At 61.1% G+C, this 17,203-nt stretch carries 17 protein-coding genes and 1 pseudogene; 8 read left to right on the top strand and 10 right to left on the bottom strand.

The window, feature by feature from the left end:
• The first annotated feature begins 48 nt into the window (after positions 1-48).
• Genes NLY37_RS30440 through NLY37_RS30425 form a run of 4 tightly spaced genes read left to right on the top strand, consistent with a single transcriptional unit; the run spans position 49 to position 4,433 of the window.
• Positions 49-1,563 (top strand): sugar ABC transporter ATP-binding protein, encoded by a 1,515-nt coding sequence (locus NLY37_RS30440; protein WP_023740512.1) that lies wholly within the window; start codon positions 49-51, stop codon positions 1,561-1,563.
• Complete coding sequence (locus NLY37_RS30435) at positions 1,556-2,563, top strand: ABC transporter permease (RefSeq protein ID WP_023667741.1); 1,008 nt, start codon at positions 1,556-1,558, stop codon at positions 2,561-2,563. The genes NLY37_RS30440 and NLY37_RS30435 overlap by 8 nt, the downstream gene beginning before the upstream one ends.
• Positions 2,560-3,585, top strand: coding sequence for an ABC transporter permease (locus NLY37_RS30430; protein ID WP_023667740.1), 1,026 nt, complete (start codon positions 2,560-2,562; stop codon positions 3,583-3,585). The genes NLY37_RS30435 and NLY37_RS30430 overlap by 4 nt, the downstream gene beginning before the upstream one ends.
• Positions 3,582-4,433, top strand: coding sequence for a sugar phosphate isomerase/epimerase family protein (locus NLY37_RS30425; RefSeq protein ID WP_023704358.1), 852 nt, complete (start codon positions 3,582-3,584; stop codon positions 4,431-4,433). The genes NLY37_RS30430 and NLY37_RS30425 overlap by 4 nt, the downstream gene beginning before the upstream one ends.
• A gap of 204 nt (positions 4,434-4,637) precedes the next feature.
• On the opposite strand, the gene NLY37_RS30420 is transcribed toward NLY37_RS30425, so the two are convergent.
• A complete protein-coding gene (locus NLY37_RS30420) occupies positions 4,638-5,171 on the bottom strand; it encodes an ABC transporter permease (protein WP_502882089.1) in 534 nt (177 codons plus the stop codon).
• A 120-nt stretch (positions 5,172-5,291) separates the two neighbouring features.
• On the opposite strand from NLY37_RS30420, the gene NLY37_RS30415 reads away from it, so the two are divergent.
• Positions 5,292-5,621, top strand: coding sequence for a GMC oxidoreductase (locus NLY37_RS30415; RefSeq protein ID WP_023740511.1), 330 nt, complete (start codon positions 5,292-5,294; stop codon positions 5,619-5,621).
• Positions 5,622-5,772: 151 nt separating this feature from the next.
• Here NLY37_RS30415 and NLY37_RS30410 read toward each other — a convergent pair whose 3' ends face one another.
• Positions 5,773-5,937, bottom strand: coding sequence for a hypothetical protein (locus NLY37_RS30410; protein ID WP_155922419.1), 165 nt, complete (start codon positions 5,935-5,937; stop codon positions 5,773-5,775).
• Here NLY37_RS30410 and NLY37_RS30405 point away from each other — a divergent pair.
• Positions 5,897-6,150, top strand: a pseudogene (locus NLY37_RS30405) (MBL fold metallo-hydrolase); the annotation flags it as partial. The gene NLY37_RS30410 and the pseudogene NLY37_RS30405 overlap by 41 nt on opposite strands.
• 23 nt (positions 6,151-6,173) lie before the next feature.
• On the opposite strand, the gene NLY37_RS30400 reads toward NLY37_RS30405, so the two are convergent.
• The 7 genes from NLY37_RS30400 to NLY37_RS30370 form a co-directional block, all read right to left on the bottom strand.
• Positions 6,174-6,917, bottom strand: a complete 744-nt coding sequence (locus NLY37_RS30400) for an ATP-binding cassette domain-containing protein (protein ID WP_023740509.1) — start codon at positions 6,915-6,917, stop codon at positions 6,174-6,176.
• 9 nt (positions 6,918-6,926) lie between these two features.
• Positions 6,927-8,126 carry an alanine racemase gene (locus NLY37_RS30395; RefSeq protein WP_023738289.1) on the bottom strand — a complete coding sequence of 400 codons (1,200 nt, stop codon included), beginning with the start codon at positions 8,124-8,126 and terminating at the stop codon, positions 6,927-6,929.
• 12 nt (positions 8,127-8,138) lie between these two features.
• Positions 8,139-9,107 carry an ABC transporter permease gene (locus NLY37_RS30390; protein WP_023692325.1) on the bottom strand — a complete coding sequence of 323 codons (969 nt, stop codon included), beginning with the start codon at positions 9,105-9,107 and terminating at the stop codon, positions 8,139-8,141.
• Between the two features lie 35 nt (positions 9,108-9,142).
• The gene (locus NLY37_RS30385) at positions 9,143-10,204 is read right to left on the bottom strand and encodes a substrate-binding domain-containing protein (RefSeq protein ID WP_023729114.1); all 1,062 of its coding nucleotides are present in this window, start codon (positions 10,202-10,204) and stop codon (positions 9,143-9,145) included.
• A gap of 67 nt (positions 10,205-10,271) precedes the next feature.
• Positions 10,272-11,333 carry a substrate-binding domain-containing protein gene (locus NLY37_RS30380; RefSeq protein ID WP_023667731.1) on the bottom strand — a complete coding sequence of 354 codons (1,062 nt, stop codon included), beginning with the start codon at positions 11,331-11,333 and terminating at the stop codon, positions 10,272-10,274.
• Between the two features lie 31 nt (positions 11,334-11,364).
• Entirely contained in the window at positions 11,365-12,618 is a 1,254-nt protein-coding gene (locus NLY37_RS30375) for a M20 family metallopeptidase (protein ID WP_023740508.1), read from the bottom strand.
• Positions 12,615-13,829 carry an ROK family transcriptional regulator gene (locus NLY37_RS30370; protein ID WP_023740507.1) on the bottom strand — a complete coding sequence of 405 codons (1,215 nt, stop codon included), beginning with the start codon at positions 13,827-13,829 and terminating at the stop codon, positions 12,615-12,617. The genes NLY37_RS30375 and NLY37_RS30370 overlap by 4 nt, the downstream gene beginning before the upstream one ends.
• Positions 13,830-14,541: 712 nt before the next feature.
• Between NLY37_RS30370 and NLY37_RS30365 the strand changes: the two genes are divergently transcribed.
• Both NLY37_RS30365 and NLY37_RS31000 read left to right on the top strand, forming a co-directional pair.
• Positions 14,542-15,888, top strand: a complete 1,347-nt coding sequence (locus NLY37_RS30365) for a family 1 glycosylhydrolase (protein WP_023738285.1) — start codon at positions 14,542-14,544, stop codon at positions 15,886-15,888.
• A gap of 329 nt (positions 15,889-16,217) precedes the next feature.
• Entirely contained in the window at positions 16,218-16,469 is a 252-nt protein-coding gene (locus NLY37_RS31000) for a MucR family transcriptional regulator (RefSeq protein WP_084014281.1), read from the top strand.
• 172 nt (positions 16,470-16,641) lie between these two features.
• Here the strand turns inward: NLY37_RS31000 and NLY37_RS30355 are convergent, their stop codons facing one another.
• Positions 16,642-17,190 (bottom strand): hypothetical protein, encoded by a 549-nt coding sequence (locus tag NLY37_RS30355; protein WP_023738284.1) that lies wholly within the window; start codon positions 17,188-17,190, stop codon positions 16,642-16,644.
• Positions 17,191-17,203 lie beyond the last annotated feature (13 nt).

Here is a 17,203-nt window from a genome sequence, read left to right as displayed (position 1 = left end):
AAATCAATCCCGGCACGCCCCATCCTTGTCATTTCAGAAGGGCCCGCCGTGAACCTCGTCGCGTCTACGACGCAGGACCTCCCATCGGTTCTGTCGTTTAGCAACATAAGCGTCACATTTGGTGGCGTTAGAGCCCTCCAGGATGTCGCCTTCGAGGTTCTCCCGGGTGAAGTGCAATGCATCGCCGGTGAGAACGGCAGCGGCAAGAGCACCCTGATCAAGGTAATCACCGGCGTTTGTCAGCCGCTAGCCGGCGCAAACATATCGATCGCCGGAAAGTCTGTCGACATCATGTCGCCGGCTGCGGCGCGCAGCGCCGGGGTGGAAGTCATCTGGCAGGACCTCGCACTGTTTCCTGAAATGACAGTCGCGGAAAATATCGGGATCAGAACTGTCCTCGGCAACATGCCTCGGCTCGTCGATCATTCGCGCATTCGCGAGGTGGCGCGAGGGCTGTTGGCGCGGCTTGGCGCCGACCTCGATGTCGACGCGCCTCTGCGTAGCTTTGCAATCGCCCAACGTCAGATCGTCGCCATCGCCCGGGCGCTCGCCGGCGATGCGAAGGTTATTTTCATGGACGAGCCCACATCGTCGCTTACTCAATCGGAAACAGACCGGTTGCTCGCGATCGTTCGAACACTCTCGAATGAAGGCATGGCCATCGTCTTCGTCAGCCATCGCCTTGCGGAAGTTCTGGAGATCTCAAGTCGCGTCACCGTTCTGCGCGACGGTAAGGTCGTTGGGGTGTTCCCGACCGCCGGAATGACCCAATCACGCCTCACCGAACTGATGACCGGCAAGACGTTCGACCAAACCGTGAGCACGAGAAACCTTAGTGGATCACCCGTCGTGTTGAAGATCGATCGATTGACCCGCGCAGGCGACTATGACGACGTTTCGCTGACAATACGGCGAGGTGAAACGCTTGGCCTGACCGGGCTACTCGGCGCCGGTCGCACAGAACTCGCGCTTTCTATTTTCGGCATGCTGCGCCCAGACCGCGGCAGCATCGCACTCAACGGGACGGTTCTTCATCTGAACTCCAACCGCGACGCAATCCGCGCGGGTATTGGATATCTCTCCGAAGACCGCTTGTCCCTTGGTCTCATACAAGCTCAGTCCATCGCCGACAACGCCGTTATCCCGGTGCTCGACAAGATCCTTGATCGAGGGCTGATCTCCTCGGAGAAGAAGGACGCGCTCGTCAATCATTGGATCGAGGAATTGGCGATAAAAGTCGGGCGGCAGACCGATGCGATTTCCACGCTCTCGGGCGGCAACCAGCAAAGGGTGGCCATCGCCAAATGGCTGGCGGTCGGCCTGAAACTGATCATTCTTGATTCGCCAACCGTGGGGGTGGACGTTGGCGCGCGGGCCGGCATCTTCGAGATTGTCGCCAAGCTCGCTGCCGAAGGCCTGGCGATTCTGCTGATATCCGATGAAGTGCCGGAGGTCTATTTCAACGCCGATCGTATCCTTCATATGGCTGCGGGCAAGATAGTCGCCGAATACGATCCGCACGCCATCCCGCTCGGCGACCTGGAAGCTGCCGTCTATGCGTAACCGCGGCAAGCTCTTCCGGGCTCATCCCACCGAGACATGGCTCGTTGTGGTTCTTCTCATCATGAGCGCAGGTCTCTCCGTTGCGAGCGACAAATTCTTCACCATTGCCAATCTCTTCAATCTGCTCAACACAAGCTCGACAAATCTGATCTTCGCGGTTGGGCTGCTGGTGGTGTTGATCGCTGGGGGCATCGACATCTCCTTCGCTGTGGCCGCGTCAGTGGTTCAATACGTTGTGGCGCTGGCTCTAGCCCAAATGGGAGGTGGTGATTGGTTCATCGGCCTCACCTTGGCGGCAATTGTCGGGATCGCCCTGGGTGCGGTGAACGCCGGCCTCATCTACTATTTCCAGATCATTTCAATCGTTGTCACCATCGCCACCTTCAATATTTTTTTCGGCCTTCTGATGTTCTTCACGCACGGTGTATCGATCTACAATCTGCCTGCATGGTGGACGCATCGCACTGTGCTTTTCGAGTTCCAACAGGCGAATGGCAATTGGGCCGAGCTAACACTGCCGGTTGCGATCATGGCGGTCTGCGTCGCCGCCACCTGGGGGCTTATCCGGTATACCACCACGGGACGGCAGCTATACGCTTTTGGCGATAACCCGGAGGGCGCCCGTCGCCTCGGTATCAACATCGCGGCGATGCACTTCATTGCCTTCGGCTGGCTTGGTTTGATGGCCGGGATCGCGGGACTTGTGCAGGTGCACTATTCCCAGGAAGTCGTGCCCAACGCATTGGTGGGGCGCGAGCTGGACGTGCTGGCAGCTGTTGTCCTTGGCGGTGCCAGGCTGGGTGGCGGGCGCGGCACCGTGCTCGGTTGCATCCTTGGCGTGTTTCTTGTGTCGGTGACGCAAAACGGGCTGAACCTCCTCGGCATCTCTCCCTATGCTTTCAAGATGATCGTCGGGGCGATCATCTTGATTGCCATCACGCTGTCCAACGCGCCGCTCGGGCATATCCTCGCGGGCTTGCGGCAGAGGATGGGTACATGACGCAGCGCGTGCTCGAAACTGGAGCGCTACGGCACGGATTCTTGCGCCGTCTTGCCGGCACGTTGGGCGCCGAGAATATCGGACTTTTGCTGGCATTGATTTTGGTGATTGCATTCTTCGGATCTCTCTCGCCGCGATTCCTGTCCAAAGCTACCTTTGAATCGGTGGCCTTCCAGTTGCCTGAACTTGGACTGCTTACGCTCGCGATGTTGATGCCGATCATCTCGGGCGGCATCAATCTCGCCGTGACGTTCACGGCCAATCTCTGTGGCCTCACGCTCGCCTGGGTTCTTCAGGCCAACGGAGGACCGGACGCAAGCATCTATGCCTTTCTACTCGGTTCCGTTCTTGCGGTCGGCGTTGGCACGGCAAGCGGCTTGGTCATGGGCCCGGTGATAGCCTATACCGGCGCGCACCCCATCCTCGTTTCGCTCTCGGTGATGATTTTCCTGCGCGGCCTTGGCGAGTTTCTGACCCGCGGCGCCGATATTTCGGGCTTTCCCGAATTCATCCAGCCCCTGGGCCACGGCAGCATCGTCGGCATTCCTGTCCCGCTGCTGATACTGCTCGGCGCAGTCATCGTCTGGCATGTTTTGATGACCCGAACCAGGCTTGGCTTTTCAAACTATATGGTCGGCTCCAACATCGAGGCGACGCGCTATTCCGGCATCTCGACGCGACGCGTGATCATTCTGATCTACGCGCTGTCTGGCGCCATGTGTGCGTTGGCCGGCATCATCATGATGGCACGATTCAATTCCGTCCGTGTCGGCCATGGCGAGTCCTATGTGCTGATTACGGTGCTTGCCTGCTTTTTGGGCGGGGTGAATCCGTTTGGCGGCTTCGGCAAGGTCGTTTCGGTCTTCCTAGCCCTCATCGTTTTGCAGTTGCTTTCTTCGGGACTGAATCTCTTGGGCGCCAGCCAGCACCTGGCCACAGCCATTTGGGGCATCATGCTGATCGGCGTCATGATCTTGCGGTGGGCTGCCGGGCAGCTCAATTTCATGAGGATAACACGATGAAGGGTTTTGGCGTTCATACGAGCATGTGGACGAGTGGTTGGTCCGTAGAGGGCGCCGAGCACACTGTAGCGGCGGTGAAAAAATACGATCTCGATTTCATTGAAATTTCGCTGGCCGATCCATTTTCTTGCGATGCCGATCACACCCGCAAGCTGCTGGCGGCAAATGGCATGCAGGCGGTGTGCTCGCTAGGGTTGCCCGAATATGCGTGGGCATCGCGCCACCCACAGGAGGCGATTGACTTTCTCAAGGTGGCTATCGACAAGACGGCCGACATCGGAGCCCAGGCGCTATGCGGCGTAATCTATGGCGGCATCGGCGAGCGTACTGGCGTGCCACCTACGCAGGACGAACTTGATAACATTGCAAAAGTGATGACGTCCGCCGCCGCGCAAGCCAAGTCTCGCGGCATCGAACTCGGTGTTGAAGCCGTGAACCGCTACGAGAACCACATCATCAACACCGCGGCTCAGGCGGTGGCACTAATCGAGAGAGTCGGCGCCGACAATATGTTCGTGCACCTTGATACCTATCACATGAACATAGAGGAGAAAGGTATGGGCAACGGTATTATCGTCGCCCGCGATTACCTCAAATATATCCACCTCTCCGAGTCTGATCGCGGCACCCCAGGCGAGGGCAATTGCAATTGGGATGAGACGTTCGCAACGCTGGCCGCGATCGGCTTCAAGGGCGGGCTCGCGATGGAGAGCTTCATCAACATGGATCCGCGTCTGGCGTTTGGCCTCAGCGTGTGGCGTCCGGTGGCCGAGAGTGAAGCGGTTGTAATGGGCAACGGTCTGCCGTTCTTGCGCAACAAGGCACGGCAGTACGGGCTGATCGCATAAGTTACATCGCCATGCGAGATCGAAACTCGGCACATCATGAGCCGACTGCATCGACATTGCGGCGACTGCCTTCGAAGCAGGAGCCGCTTGAGAGGCAATATTGCGGCGTTTTAGATCCCGGCCTTCGGCTGCCCCCCGGGCGCAAGCAGCCAACCGGTCGGCGATCGCAACTGCCGTGAACAATCTATTTCACCGGCTCGGGCATCACAGCCTACCTTCGGCGGTTGCGAGCCGGCCCCGCATCAATTCGCGGCGCTTTCGAAACTCTGTGTATTCCTGGTCGGCCAGTACCCCGATCAGGATCACCGATCCACTCACGGCAAAGTTGAGTGAGGAGGGAATGCCTAGAAGATTGACAAGGTTCTGAAGCACCTGCAGCAAGATCGTTCCAAGCACCACACCAATGATTGAGCCTTCCCCGCCCCGCAACGAGAACCCTCCAAGGACGGCGGCGGCGATCGCGTAGAGCTCGTAGAAATTGCCGTGCGAGCTTGGCAGGATCGAGCGTGTGTACATTGCGAGAAAGATGGATGACAGCGCCGTCAGCCCGGCGCAGATCACATAGGCGCAGATGATAACCCGGCCGGTACGGATTCCCGAAAACCGCGCGGCCTCTTCATTTTTGCCGACGGCGTAGAGGTATAGTCCGAAGGCGGTACGGTGCAGAACGACCAACATCACCGCCGCCAGGACAAGCAGGAAGACAAAAGAATGAGGAATGGGAATGGAGGTAGGCATTGTTGGTAAGAACCGAAACCAGATCGGTGCGACCGGTGGTGAGATATTCCAGATCCTCGAAGCGGGTTTCGTAGGGAAAGCCTGCCGTCGCATCTTGGTGTTGCCCTGCTGCTCGCCGGCATGAAGATCGCCCGCACCATCCTGCGTCAGCCGGCCCTGCAGGCGGTGATCGCCGAGGAGCTGTCGCTGGGCGGGGCCGCCGACCTTTCCGATCAGTCCATAACAGACCACATCCTCGAACACGCCAAAACGGTCTATCACCCCTGCGGCACCTGCCGGATGGGCAGCGATGACCAGGCGGTGGTCGACCCGCAATTGCGCGTGCGCGGCGTGCCGCGCCTACGCATCTGCGACGCCTCGATCATGCCGCGTCTCATCAGCGGCAAAACCAACGCGCCGGTGATCATGATCGCCGACCGCTGCGCCGATTTCATCCTCGGCAGCGCTTAGCGAAAAACGGGCAGCCGAGAGAAATCCAGGCTGTTTTGAGACGGTGTATCTGTCCAGCGCATGCAGCGACTTGTCGCGACCGAAACCGGACAGCTTGACTCCGCCGGGCGGCACGGTGATGTCGGCGCCGCCATACATTGCATAGGTCCTATCAAATCGAGACTGGGACAGCGATGCCAACGCGCTGCTGTTGGCCGCCAGAAAGCTGGTGCGGATACGCCTGGAGAAATTCAGGCGATGCAGGCAGCTTCACCAGACGCAGCAGTTCCAGCAGCATCCATGACGGCGCCGAAGTCGCGCCCGGCTTCCAGATCATCGCTGCGCCGGCCACACGCCCGGCCACTCGGTCTACCTCGCAAACTACGGCAAGGAACAGCGCATGATTTCGGCCGACACGATGTATGTGCCAGCGCTGCTGGCGCCGCATCCGGAGTGGCAAGGCAGCTACGACCAGGACGGGCCGATGGCGATCACCACGCGGCACAAGCTGATCGATCGCGTGATTGCCGACAACATCCGGATCTCGGGCGGGGGCTCTCAGAGAGGTTCCTGCTATTGCTGCTGCAGGCCGGTGATCATGGCAACGATCTCGTTCTTATCGGTCTTCGCGGTCTCGCGAATTCCAATCTGCTTGCCACGCCTGAGAACACAGATGCGGTCGGAGAGCTTGAAGACCTGGTCGAGGCTGTGGCTGATGATCAGGATGCCGACATTGCGCTGCTTCAGCGACTGGACGATAGCCTCCACCCGGGCGGTTTCGGCAACGCCCAGCGCCGCCGTCGGCTCATCCAGCAGGATCAGCTTGCTTGCCCAATGCGTGGCGCGCGCGATCGCAACGCCCTGGCGCTGGCCGCCGGAGAGATCGCGGATAGTGGCGTGGGCGGAGGGGATGCGCACGTCCAGTTCCTTCACCAGTTTCTCGGTCTCGTCGATCATGCGGCGGCGGTCGAGCAAACCGAGGCGGTTCAGCGGCTCGCGGCCGAGGAACATGTTCATGTAGACCGTCTGCTGGTCGGCCAGCGCCAGGTCCTGGTAGACGACCTCGATGCCGTGCGCGCGCCCCATGGTGGCATTCGACATCGTCACCGGTTTTCCTTCGATGACGATGGTGCCGGACGAGGGCGGGTGGACGCCCGAGACGATCTTGACCAGCGTCGACTTTCCGGCGCCGTTGTCGCCGACGAGTGCAACGATCTCGCCCGGGAAAACCTCGAGCGAAAAACTCTCGATCGCGGTGATGCCGCCGAAATTCTTGCGAATGTCGTGCAGCTGAAGGATGGGCGCGCTCACCGTCATGTGTTTCTCCTAGACTGGCCAGGCATAGGGTTCACCGAAGCCGTTCTCGATGGTTTCCACTTTCGGATTGTCCGTCGAAATGCCCGACACGCCGACAATATGGGCGCGGGTGACGAAGGCCTGGCCACGGAAGCCGAACACGGCGCTGTCGCCAGGCTTCGGCGCGTTCGCGCCGGCGGCATCGATCATGGCGTAATAGTCGATCGCAGAGGGCGGCGGCACCTCGACGCTGCGCAGTGCCGAGCCTGCCGTCGTCGGTTCAGCCGAGACGATCGCCTTGACGTCGTAGTCGGGGAAGATCGGATCGATGTAGAAGCCGCCGCCAAGGCAATAGGCCTTGCCGCCGGAGAGATGCGAGACCTCGGTGAGATAGAGCACCGCCGGCAGCTCCGGCAAATCTTCCATGACATGCAGCGCGGTGGTGCCATGCAGTCCATTGCCGGGCTCGCACTGCGTCGCGCCAGCCTCGGCGAGTGCCGCCAGCATGACACTCGACGTGGTGCCCGGCGCGTTGATCTCAATGTCCTTGCGGCCTGCCTTGGCCAACGCTTCCGCAGCTTTCGCGAGCGTCGCCAGATTGGGGGTCGGCAGCACTTTCCGCGAAGCATGGTCGAACAGCAGAGCAGGGAAAGTGGTGATGCCGGCGAAACGGCCGCCTTCGACGGCATCCAGCCGGTCGGCGACATCGATAATGTCGGCGGCATTGAAACCGCCTTCATGGCCGCGATAGAAGATATCGCCTTCGGCGGCGATGCGGGCCAGCAGATGCTGCACATAGCCGGCCGCCTTGGCGCCTGTTGCCGCTTCCCCAGCCTTGGTATCATTGAACACGGTCCAGTAGTCCGGCTTGAAGGTTTTCGCCGCAGCCGCCGCTTCGAATTTTGCGACCTGCTGGAGATGGCCGAGATGGCCAAGCTTCATGCCTGCCTTGTGGGTGGCGCGGGCGCAAGCCATGTCGACGGCGACCGCGCGGTCAATGCCGCCGCGCATCACAGCCCGGCAGAACGACGAGGAGCGGCCGACCTGCTTGGTCATGGCGAAGATCTTCAGGCCGTTGCGGTTGGCCTCGCTCTTGAGAACCCGCGCATTGGCCTCAACCGTGTCGAGATCGAGCACATAAGCATTGGCCGGCAGCTTACCTTGCTGGTGCAACCGGATAGCTGATTCGATGAAGGCGGGGTTGCGGCGGCGCAGAATCTCGAGAAACATGGATGGCTTCCTTCAGCGGTTCTTTTCGCGCAGCGACACGGCGACTGCGGTCAGGATAATGAGGCCGCGCACGATCATCTGGTCGGAGACCGACAGGCCCATCAGGATCAGGCCGTTGTTGAGCATGCCCATCATCAACGAGCCGACCAGCGCGCCGACCACGGAGCCCTTGCCGCCATTGAGCAGCGTGCCGCCGACGATGACGGCGGCGATGACCGTCATCAGGTCGGTTTCGCCGAGAGTATATTTCGCCGCCTGCAGGCGACCGGCATAGAGCAAGCCGGCAAGACCGGCGAGCCCGCCGCTGATGGTCAGCACGGCGAGCCTGATCCTGGGCACGCTGATGCCCGATACGCTTGCGGCGCGGGCATTGTCGCCGGTCGCCAGCACATGCGCGCCGAAACGGGTCTCGCGGAACACCAGGTGGCCGATGGCCACGGCAATCACCGACCACCAGACGAGTGAGGGGACACCGAGCAGCGAGCCGGAACCGAAGAAGCCGGTGAACGCTTCGTTGGTCACCGAGATCGAGCGAAGGTCTGTCATCGAACGCGAAACGCCGGCGAACAGGCCGAGCGTCGCCAGCGTCACCAGGAAGGAGGGCAGCCTGACATACGCCACCAGCACGCCGTTGATGACGCCGATCAGCAGGCCGGCGCCGAGGCCGGCGACTATCCCTGCCGGCATGCCGTACGCGTTGATGGTGACGGCGGCTGCAAGGGCCGCCACCGCCACGATCGAGCCGATCGACAAATCTATTTCGCCGGCCGACATGACGAAGACCAGGCCGATGGCCATGATCGTCACCGGCGTCGTCTGCAACACGATGTTCGATAAGTTTCGGACGGTGAGGAAGCCGCTGTCCCTCAGCACAATGGCGAAGAACAGGAAGATCGCCAGGAAACCGAGGTAGACGACATATTGCTGCAGATTGAAGCGGCTGGCGAAGCTGCCACCGGCGCTGGTGTTGGCACTGGACATTTTATTCCTCCGGTGGTGAGCGCTTCGCCTCGAGCCTATTTCACCGCGTCCGCGATAGCCGCCGGTACGTCCCTGTTGAGGGACTTCTTCCAACCGTCCTTCACCGTGTCCTTGGTGACGGCGATGGAATCTACGGCATAGAATGGTTCGGCCTTCTTGCCGACCAGAGAACCTGCCGAGGCGCGCGCCAGCGTCACGCCAATGCTGTAGGCCTCGTCGGCGACGAGGGCCGCGATGTTGCCGCCCTTGACCATGTCGAGCGCGGCAGGCTCATTGAGGTCGAGCGTGACAATCTTGGTGTGCGTGTTGCCGGCACCGCGCAAGGCCGAAAGCACGCTCAGCGCCGGTTCGGCCCAGGTGACATAGATGCCGTCCAGGTCCGGATGCTGGGTGATCATCGCCTGGGCGATGTCTTCGCTGCGCGCCGGGTCGGCCATGCCGGCCTCGGCCTCGATCTTCATATCGGGATAGTCCTGCTCGATGGTCTTCTTGAAGGCCTGGTCGCGCTGGTTGGTGACGTAGAAGTCGGCATCGTGGAAGATGTAGCCGATCTTGCCTTTCTTGCCGAGCGCCTCGGCCATGGCGATGCCGGCCTTGTTGCCCATCTGAAAGAGATCGTCGGAGACGATGGTGACATAGTCCCTGCCCTGCTTGTAGCCGGCCGGGGAATTGTCAACGAAGCCGAGCTTGACGCCGGCCTGGCGTGCCGGATCGTAGACCGAAGCTGCGGTCGCCGGATCGACGGGAAGCGACAGGATGATCGACGGCTTTTTGGCCATCACCGTCTCGATATCGGCCTTCTGTCGCGCGGCGTCGAAACCGGCATCGGTCTGCGCCACCACCTCGATGCCGAGGCGCTTGAATTCGTCATGGGCGCCGGCGTTGACGGCGTTGGTGTATTCGCTCATCTCGTGCCAGACGAGGGCGGCGGTGAACTTGCCGTCCTTGATCTGCTGCTCTTCGGCTGGCGTCAGCGTAAGACTGCTCGCCGGCACCGGCTTTTCACCATTCGGTCCTGTGGTGACGCCTTCGGCGGCGAAGGCGTGCATGGCTAGCAGGCTCGCCACTGTCGTTATGATTACAGATGCTTTGCGCATGTCCCGGTTCCCTTTTTGTTGTGTCGAAGAAAGCTCCGGTGCGGCGGGCCGCGCCGGAGCGAGAGCCTTACTTCGCCGCGTCGAGCACCGGCTGCGGCGCGTCGCGGTTGAGCGAGTCCTTCCAGCCCTGCGCGACATTCTCCTTGGTGACGGTCAGGGCCGGGGCGACGACGAAGGCCGGGGTCGGCTGGCCAAGCAGCGACTTCATGCCGGAAGCAGCCATGGCGCGGCCGAGTTCATAGGCCTTGTCGGCGACGAGGGCTGCGACATTGCCGCCCTTGACCATGTCGAGCGCGACCGGCTCGGCGAGGTCGAGCGTGACGATCTTGGTCCTGGCGTTGCCGGCGCCGCGTAGCGCCGACAGCACGCCGTCGGCCGGCTCGGCCCAGGTCACGTAGATGCCGTCGAGATCGGGATGCTGCAAAAGCATCGCGTTGGCCAGTTCCTCGGCGCGGGCCGGGTCGGATATGCCCTGTTCGGCGACGATCTTGATGTCGGGATACACCTTCTCGATGGTGGTCTTGAAGGCTTGGTCGCGCTGGTTGGTGACGTAGTAGGCAGCGTCGTGGAAAATGTAGCCGACCTTGCCCTTGCCGCCGATCGCCTTGGCCATCGCGTCCGCAGCCTGCTTGCCCATCTGGAATAGATCGTCAGTCACGATCGAAGCGTAATCGGTGCCCTGCTTGTAGCCCTTGGGCAAGTTGGACAGGAACACCAACTTGGTGCCGTCCTTGACCGCCTGGCGGAAGGCTTCTGCCGAGGTGACCGGGTCGAGCGGCAGCGCCAAGATGACGTTGGGCTTGGCGGCCAACGCCGTCTCGATGTCGCTGCGCTGGCGGGCGGAGTCGAACTGGGCATCCGTTTTGACCGCAATGGTGATGCCGGCGCGGGCGAATTCGTCGGTGGCGCCGGCGGTTACCGCATTGGTGAAATCGGACGAGGTGTGCCAGAGCAAGGCAGCCTTGTAGCCCTTGTCCTTGAGCGCGGCGATGTCGGCATCGCTTAGGATCACGTCGGCGCTCGGCGTGGCGCTCTCGCCCTGCGGGCCGACCGTCTGTGCGAAAGCTGGGTTGGCGGCAAGCATCAATCCGCCGGCAAAGGCGGCGGCGATCAGTGTCTTCATCGGCATGTCAGTTCTCCCATTTTGCTTCGTTGGTGGTTCAGTCGGCCACGCCGCAGTAGCGGGCCATGAAGGCGGCGAAGCCGACTATGCCGGCGAAATATTCCTCGACATCCACGTGCTCCTCGAATGTGTGGCAATTCCTGATGTCGCCGGGCGCGCAATAGACGGCAGGAATACCGAGCTGATTGATGAAGAAGGGGGACTCCGACCAGAACGGTGCGCCCTCGATGACGCCGCGTCCGCTCATTGCGCCGGCCATCGCGTCGGACAGCATGGCGACTTCCGCCCGCGTTTCGCCGATCTCGGCAGCGGTGCCGCCCAGCCTGTGGTCGCGGCCGGCGGGGTAGGCGAACTCTACCGAAATATCCGGATCGGTGATCGCGCCGCGCACGGCAGCCTCGATCTCGGCGGCGGCGGTGTCGAGGTCTTCGCCAGGCAACAGCTTACGGATCAGCGAGAGCGTGCAGCGCTCGGGGACGGCAATGTAGCCGCCGCCGGCAAGCCCGGTGATAAGCAGGAAGCCGCGCCCGACCAGTTTGTGCTCGGCGCGCGCGGCGACCTCATCCGAATGCTTCCAAAGCGCCGTCATCGCGGCATGGCTTGCACGGAGCGCATCCTTGCCGAGTTCTGGCACACCGAAATAGGCGGATTTGCCGGTAATCGAGATATCGGTGATGAAGAAGCCGATCTGCGCCGCATAGACGGCTAGGCGGGTCGGCTCGACATAGACGGTGAAATCGGGTGCTGTGATCTCGCCGGCCTCGATGCGTCCGACGAAGTGCTTGATCCCGGCGGAAATGCCGGTGCCGGAGTGGCCGCTCTCCTCGTCGCCGATGAAAGCAAAGGCGACGTCGCCCTTGAGGCGAACGCCGGCCTTGTCGAGCAGCGCGAGTGCCGCAAGCGAAGCGGTGATGCCGGCCTTGAGGTCGCCGGAGCCTCGGCCCCAGACAGCACCATCAATGATCGGGGCGGCGAACGGATCCTCACGCTCGGTGCCTGCCCAATGCTCGCGCCAGCCGTCGACATGGACGGTGTCGGTATGGCCGATGAACAGCAGGTGCTTTCCCTGGTCGGCCCCCTTGCGCTCGCCCCAGATGTTGGGCCGCCCGGGAAGGAATTCCGTCCTGGTCAGGCCGCTGAGGTCAAGGTCGCGCATCCTGGCTTCTAGGAAGTCGACGAAGTTGGCTTCGTTGCCGGTGATGCTCTCTCGGCCGATGGCGCCGCGAAACAGCGTTAGTGCGTCGTCGCGGTCGAGCGCTGCCTGCAGGCGGGCGGTAATATTGCGAGTCATATCGCGGCCTCCTTCAGCGCGGCGGCCTGGGCAGGCGGCAGCGAAATCCGGCCATCAGGCGCGTCGACGCCGAACAGCGTGTTGTGCAACTGGCCAAGGCCGATTGCCGCCGCGCCAATGAGGGCTGCGCGTGCGCCGAGTTCGCTCGCCTCGACCCTGACCGGATAGGGGAAGCATAGCGGCAGAAGCGCCTGCACCCTGGACAGGATTTCGGGCCGCAACCCAATCGAGCCGCCGAGGATAAACTTTTCTGGATTGGCGATTGCCGCGATTGCCGCAACGCCTTGCGCCAGATGGCGGGCAGTTTCGTCGAGCACGGTGAGCGCGTCCTTGTCGCCAAGCGCGGCATTCTCGAATATTGCCGGCACCGAGACCTGCCTGCCGGTGAGAGCGTGGTAGCGATCGGTCATGGCGTGGGTGGCCACCGCGCGTTCGAATGCGCCGGTGCGCAGTGATTCCTCGGTGAAGGGATCGGCCCCGATCGGCATGAAACCGATCTCGCCGGCGGCGTGCCCAGCACCCCGCACCAGATGGCCGCCCAGCATCAGCCCGCTGCCGATGCCGGTGCCGAGCGCGACGTAGGCGAGATTGTCGATGCCCTGGCCTTGGCCGAGCCAGTTCTCGCCAAGCACCGCGAGATTGACGTCGTTCTCGATCATCACCGCGACGCCGAGCGCTTCTTCGAAGGCATCCAGCACATTCATTGTGTCGAAGCCGGCAATGTTCGGCGCCATTAGAATGCGGCCGGTGGCCGGGTCAGGAGCGCCAGGCGCGCCGATGACGGCCAGGCGTATCTTCTTGCGCGCGACGTGCTGTCTGGCCGCGGCATCGAAGGCCAGCGCTGCAATCTGATCGACGACGAACTGGCCGCCGCGCGGATCGGTCGGTGTGGCGGCTTCGGCAAAGATCTGGCAGGCAAGGTCGGTCAGCGCGACCCGCACCTTGGTACCGCCAAGGTCGACGGCGATGATATAGGCTGCGTCGTGGACCAGTTCGTAGGTGACGGCGGTGCGCCCGACATGGCCGCTGGTGCGGCCGGTTTCCTGGACCCAGCCCTCCTGCTCGAGCCCGCGCATGATTTCGGAGATGGTCTGCTTCGACAGGCCCGTCAGCTTGGCGATCGAGGCGCGGGAGATCGGCCCGCCCTGGACGATCGCTTCCATCACGGAGCGCTGTGAGAACTGACGGGATATGCGCGGCAGGTCAGTCACATTGAACTCCGGTTAATTCGTTCTATGACCGAACTTATTATTCGGAACTGGACCTGTCAATGTATGTTCGCGAGCGGCCGTTTTTGCGTACGCGAACATTGATCCGAAGGCAGGATTCAGGCGCGTTGCTGCTGTTCGGCAGAAGATAAATGCGGTCAGCGAATGGCTGGATCAGCTTCTTGAATCAATTTGGCGAACAGCTTCGTAGCCATTGACGAATAACGATCATGCTAGTCTCTGAGGGTCACTGTTTTCTACAGGAGATCAATACAGCGGATGGTTCGCCGGTCCATATCTCTCGTATTCTCTCGTATGGGTCTGTCGAACCAAAGGACGATGAACGAGACTAACTACTGGCTTCGAGAATATTGGTGATGTACCGCGGGTCTGCCTCCCAGTGAATGGCTCAAATGGGGCCGGCAGCGGAACGTCCGCTTGCAGTTTGCAAACGTGGATAGCTACCATACCGCTTTCACTTGCAAAGGCGCGTTTGACGCCAACTGGTCTGGCCCGAAGCCGACATCTCCGTCCAGCATAGTCCGACCATGTTCGGCGCAAGCTGCTCGCTTGAACCGTGGGATAGAATTCCGCCAATTTCAGGCACGTGGTTGTCAGGCGCCTACCGAACTTGACAAGCAGTCTTGCAGGAACTGCGTTGAGCACTGAACGTTTGACCAAGCGCGGGCATCTCCGCCTTGGCTAAGGACCATCAATGTTCACGTTCATGTTTGCCACCGGCATCGAGAACAGCACCCCCACCATTCGACAAGGCCGGGAGCGCGTCGACGAAATGGAAAAATGCCGCTTCTACGAACGATGGCGCACCGACTTCGAACTGGTCCAGGATCTCGGGGTGCATTTCCTCCGCTACGGACCTCCCATCCACAAAACGTGGCTGGGTGATGGACGTTATGATTGGGCATTCGCCGATGAGACCTTCGCGGACCTGAAGGCGAAAGACATTCTTCCGATCGTCGACCTTTGCCATTTTGGCGTGCCGGACTGGGTTGGCAACTTCCAGAACCCGGACTTTCCGACACTATTCGAGCACTACGCCAGGGATTTCGCGATGCGCTATCCGTGGATCCAGCTCTTCACCCCAATAAATGAGATGTTCATCTGCGCCACCTTTTCGGCTCGCTGGGGATGGTGGAACGAACAACTGAGCAGCGACACTGCTTTCGTCACCGCCCTCAAGCACATCGTGAAGGCGAACGTGCTTGCCATGCGGGCGATCCTCGAGGTGCGGCCGGACGCCATCTTCATACAGAGCGAATCCTCGGAATACTTCCACGCCGATTCTCCCGAGGCGGTCGGCAGAGCGGAACGGTTCAACAGCGAGCGTTTCCTGTCGCTTGATCTCAACTACGGTCATGACGTCGACGCGCACACCTATCGCTATCTTCTCGAAAACGGGATGACGGCCGAAGAATACAGTTTCTTCCTGGAGAGCCATCTGCGCAGGCATTGCGTGATGGGCACCGACTATTACCAGACCAACGAACATCGGGTTTGGGCAGACGGAACGACGTCCGGGTCCGGCGAGGTGTTTGGCTATGACGAGATCACGCGGCAGTACTTCAACCGCTACCGGCTTCCCGTAATGCATACGGAGACCAACATCAGCGAAGGCCCCAATGGAGACGAAGCCGTCTATTGGCTGTGGAAAGAGTGGGCCAACGTGCTGCGGATCCGCAACGATGGCATCCCCATCGTAGGCTTCACCTGGTACTCGCTGACGGATCAGGTGGACTGGGACAGTGCGCTTCGGGAGAACAACGGACGGATCAATCCGCTCGGCCTCTATGACCTCGACCGAAATCCGAGGGCGGTGGGGCGCGCTTTCAAGGCGCTGATCGCGAACTGGAATAAGCTGTTGGCCACACAAAGTGTCTGCCTTGCTTTGCCGGTCTTTCTTCCCTCACAGCAGGATGATGCCATTGTTCGCGCGCAACAGGATTATGCGCGCAGCCTGCTCAGCGTGGATCGGGTCGCTGAAGGCTGGACTGAACCACTTGCTGCTCCCCAGAAAGAGGTCGAACCCGATGCGCCTGGATAACAAGACTGCATTGCAACCGGTGCTGCAAGCGGCATTGGACTGGCCATCGCCATGCGGTTGGGCACCGAAGGTGCACGGGTGAGCCGACGTGGGTGGAGGCAAGGTCGAGAAGGCGCGCATCGGTTCGACAAGGGGCGCGCCGGGGGAGGCCGCTATCACGGTGCTGTCGACTTGCGCTCACGCGTTCGGCAGGTTGGTAATAATCGTCAACAGCGCGCCGGCCTGATAATCTTTAAACCCATTGAGGCATTCACTAGAGCGGGCTGGCTGAAGTGCTGAGCGTCGACCTGCTGGGAGCAATTTATTTCGCCGGAAAGGCATTCGCTCATATGACATCTGGCGGCGTCATCGTAACACATATTGAGTGTGCGCGGTCGAGACGAGCTCCGCATGTCGAGCTATACGCCGCGGCAAAGGCCACCCTCCTGTCTCTAACCGAGACCCGACGCAGTTCGCACCTTGGCCGACTGGGCATGAATCCGGACGATTACCGAACCAAATGGAACCTGCCTCGCAATTACCCGATGGTGGCACCCAACTATTCGGGAAGCGTTCCGCATATCGCCTCTAACACCCAGTAGCGGACAGCTCTCGCCTGAGGCGTCAGTCGTCGTTGAAGCGCTCCGGCATCGCATTCGAGACCAAGGCTGGTGCACAAGGATCATGACATCGAATTCCACTCTATACAGGAACAAGTGCCTTTCCTCGAGATTAGGGTTCGACGCCGCAACGGCGTCGAACCCCAAAGGAGACTCACATGAAACGTAAGATTTTGACAGCTACAGCGATCTCTCTCTGTCTCGCCACCGCGGCCTTGGCGCAGTCGTCGGGAACATCCAGCGGCACGAACGGAACGTCCGGCTCATCGGCCGGGTCGGGTATGAGTTCTACGTCCGGCTCAGGCCAAAGCGGTATCCCGAGCGGCTGGGACAGCAAGCTCTCGGGCTCATTCTTCAGCGACGCCAATTCGGGAAGACTTCTGTCGCAGGATGAGATCCGCAAGAACTGGTCGTCCCTGAGCTCTGAACAGCAGGCACAGGTTCGCTCCGACTGCTCGAGAATGACGGCCAGTAACGGCACTGGCTCTGGCACAATGACCGGCACGTCAGGTAGCTCGGCTTCGACCGGCAGTGATACAACGGCGAGTGTCGGCACCGGCTCTGGCACAGCCACCGGCACTTCAGGCAGCTCTGGTTCGACCGGCAGTAACACCACGGCCAGCAACAGCACTGGTTCGGGTACAACCACCGGCACGTCGGGATCCTCGAATACAGCTGGCGATACGACCGCCAGCACCAGCACGGGTTCGGGCGCG

It is taken from the genome of Mesorhizobium sp. C395A, from assembly GCF_030323205.1.
In the GTDB taxonomy this organism is placed as follows: Bacteria; Pseudomonadota; Alphaproteobacteria; order Rhizobiales; family Rhizobiaceae; genus Mesorhizobium.
Note: the sequence above shows the minus strand (reverse complement) of the source record. Positions and strands in the feature narration are given on the sequence as shown.

Excerpts from the sequence above, each read along its gene's own strand:
- NLY37_RS30435 (WP_023667741.1), top strand. The coding sequence starts at position 1,556 with ATGCGTAACCGCGGCAAGCTCTTCCGGGCTCATCCCACCGAGACATGG.
- NLY37_RS30385 (WP_023729114.1), bottom strand. The coding sequence starts at position 10,204 with ATGCGCAAAGCATCTGTAATCATAACGACAGTGGCGAGCCTGCTAGCC.
- NLY37_RS30375 (WP_023740508.1), bottom strand. The coding sequence starts at position 12,618 with ATGACTCGCAATATTACCGCCCGCCTGCAGGCAGCGCTCGACCGCGAC.
- NLY37_RS31000 (WP_084014281.1), top strand. The coding sequence starts at position 16,218 with ATGACATCTGGCGGCGTCATCGTAACACATATTGAGTGTGCGCGGTCG.
- NLY37_RS30380 (WP_023667731.1), bottom strand. The coding sequence starts at position 11,333 with ATGCCGATGAAGACACTGATCGCCGCCGCCTTTGCCGGCGGATTGATG.
- NLY37_RS30395 (WP_023738289.1), bottom strand. The coding sequence starts at position 8,126 with ATGTTTCTCGAGATTCTGCGCCGCCGCAACCCCGCCTTCATCGAATCA.
- NLY37_RS30410 (WP_155922419.1), bottom strand. The coding sequence starts at position 5,937 with ATGATCTGGAAGCCGGGCGCGACTTCGGCGCCGTCATGGATGCTGCTG.
- NLY37_RS30420 (WP_502882089.1), bottom strand. The coding sequence starts at position 5,171 with ATGCCTACCTCCATTCCCATTCCTCATTCTTTTGTCTTCCTGCTTGTC.
- NLY37_RS30365 (WP_023738285.1), top strand. The coding sequence starts at position 14,542 with ATGTTCACGTTCATGTTTGCCACCGGCATCGAGAACAGCACCCCCACC.
- NLY37_RS30400 (WP_023740509.1), bottom strand. The coding sequence starts at position 6,917 with ATGACGGTGAGCGCGCCCATCCTTCAGCTGCACGACATTCGCAAGAAT.
- NLY37_RS30390 (WP_023692325.1), bottom strand. The coding sequence starts at position 9,107 with ATGTCCAGTGCCAACACCAGCGCCGGTGGCAGCTTCGCCAGCCGCTTC.
- NLY37_RS30415 (WP_023740511.1), top strand. The coding sequence starts at position 5,292 with ATGAAGATCGCCCGCACCATCCTGCGTCAGCCGGCCCTGCAGGCGGTG.
- NLY37_RS30425 (WP_023704358.1), top strand. The coding sequence starts at position 3,582 with ATGAAGGGTTTTGGCGTTCATACGAGCATGTGGACGAGTGGTTGGTCC.
- NLY37_RS30430 (WP_023667740.1), top strand. The coding sequence starts at position 2,560 with ATGACGCAGCGCGTGCTCGAAACTGGAGCGCTACGGCACGGATTCTTG.